Annotated in this window: 3 protein-coding genes, 1 tRNA gene and 1 pseudogene; 2 read left to right on the plus strand and 3 right to left on the minus strand. The window is 46.3% G+C overall.

What is annotated here, in order from left to right:
- Together PX484_RS19475 and PX484_RS19480 are read left to right on the plus strand one after the other, a co-directional pair.
- Positions 1 to 137, plus strand: a pseudogene (locus PX484_RS19475) (prohibitin family protein); the annotation flags it as partial.
- Between the two features lie 261 nt (positions 138 to 398).
- Positions 399 to 470 (plus strand) — tRNA-Gly (locus PX484_RS19480).
- Positions 471 to 532: 62 nt separating this feature from the next.
- Here the strand turns inward: PX484_RS19480 and PX484_RS19485 are convergent.
- The 3 genes from PX484_RS19485 to vapC all read right to left on the minus strand — a co-directional run.
- Complete coding sequence (locus PX484_RS19485; protein ID WP_002799940.1) at positions 533 to 802, minus strand: ParE family toxin-like protein; 270 nt, start codon at positions 800 to 802, stop codon at positions 533 to 535.
- The gene (locus PX484_RS19490) at positions 799 to 1,017 is read right to left on the minus strand and encodes a hypothetical protein (RefSeq protein WP_043997602.1); all 219 of its coding nucleotides are present in this window, start codon (positions 1,015 to 1,017) and stop codon (positions 799 to 801) included. Before PX484_RS19490 ends, PX484_RS19485 begins: the two co-directional genes overlap by 4 nt.
- Positions 1,018 to 1,435: 418 nt before the next feature.
- A partial coding sequence (vapC, locus tag PX484_RS19495) for a type II toxin-antitoxin system VapC family toxin (protein ID WP_288105190.1) occupies positions 1,436 to 1,781 on the minus strand: 346 nt, incomplete at its 5' end.

Genomic DNA, 1,781 nt, shown 5'->3' on the forward strand with positions numbered 1-1,781 from the left:
TACAGAAAGAAGCGATCGAAGCTTGGCGCGAAGGTGGGGCGCAAATGCCCCGGGTTTTAGTCATGGATGGATCGGGAAAAAATAGCGTACCATTTTTATTTAATTATAGTGATTCTTTTCCAGAAAATACCCCCTAAATTCCTGTCCAAGCTAAGAGGCATTTTCAAAGAAACCTTGCCAACTTCTCAAAATTACCCGGTGATATTATCGACAAATGGCATTTAAAACAATCTCTAGCTCCTTGACTCTTTGAGGATGAAGAAGTTGAACGGTGAATATTTTTGATCATCCGCTGGCGAGTCTATTTAGCGTTTTTGGACACACTGGCGCGGTGATGAAAAACAGCCTAGAGCAGTTGCTCTTGTCGGGGGGTCAATGCTATGATTAGGGATGGTTTTGCGGGTATAGTTCAGTGGTAGAACGTCACCTTCCCAAGGTGAATGTCGCGCGTTCGAGTCGCGTTACCCGCTTCTAACGACAATGGGAATCTTCCCTAACATTCCCCAACTGGGCCTACCAGAGCGGCACCGCACTACAATTGATCCAGCAGCATATCGTACTCTGCATGGGAACCAACCCAGAACCAAATCACCGTATCATCCTCTAATTGACCGACAGCAGGATAATCCCTATTGATGCGTGCAGAATAGATGGGCAGCTGTGGATGGACTTTCTTGAATCGCAAGCTGGGATAGCTTGGGTCTTCTTTGAATTGCCGATACGCTTTACGGGTCTGCTCTTGAATCGGTTTTGGAAGATCTGCAAACATCTCCCGAAAACGAGCAGTGGTACAAGACTTCACAACGTTTCTGGGTCTAATTCTTGAGTCTTGCCCAATCGATGTTCTGCCATTGCTTCGGCTGCTAGTTTAGCCAGCAAGTTTGGTGAGCGGGTAAAGGAGTCATTCCATCGCTTTTCTTCTTCGAGTTCTGCCAAAATTAGGGTTGCGATCGCGTCCTGTTGATCGGTTGACAAGGTTTGTAATTGGGCGATCGCCTGCTCAAGTCGTTCAGTCATAGACAACATCTAACGTATAGGGCTTAATATATTCTAGCCCTGACAGGGGGACAAGAAGGCTGAAATCCATATAGCATAAGCTTTTCATGGTTTTGGCTCGAAAAAGTTCGCCGCACCATCTCTCACTTATTAATAATAATTCCTAGTAAGCTCGCTCCTATCCCTAATTCTTTCGTTAGCTTTTTGCCTAGAATCGCTAGATCTATTTCTAGCGAGAGAAGCCAGAAGCCTTTGTTGGCAAGTTTTCTAGCTCGCTTGTCCCCCTGTCAGATTCTAGCCTCCACGTTGCTACAGCGATGGCGTATTGCTACCCAGTGCCTTCAGCATCGCACTTAAACTCACAGCTTCAATCTATGGGCATGGTGCGTTCCCAAAAATCGATCGGTAGAGCAGTGGGAGCCAGATTAGGGAACCCACCCTAGGGCCGAAAACGGAGATTTTGAAGAGATCGCACTTGAGCAATGGTTTCAAAATCACGGTCGTTGTGAATTAGAAGCAGATCATTTTCTAGTGCCGCTTGAGCAATACAGCAATCAATTGGGCTGCGAACAGTCAATCCTTGACGACGCAGATCATAGTAAATACGTGCAGCTGCTTGCCAGGAAGAAGGCGTGAGTTCAACATAATCCTGCACTTCGAGGTAAGTAGAGAGGATTGTCCACTCTTGCTCGTTTAAGCTCCCTTGAAGCAGTTCAAGCTGGGTAAAGCGGGTGAGTAAAATCTCACGATTTGCAATTAACGTTTCCAGTTGCTGGCGAACTTGA

This window comes from Microcystis sp. M49636_WE2, assembly GCF_030065375.1.
Taxonomy (GTDB): Bacteria; Cyanobacteriota; Cyanobacteriia; order Cyanobacteriales; family Microcystaceae; genus Microcystis; species Microcystis aeruginosa_C.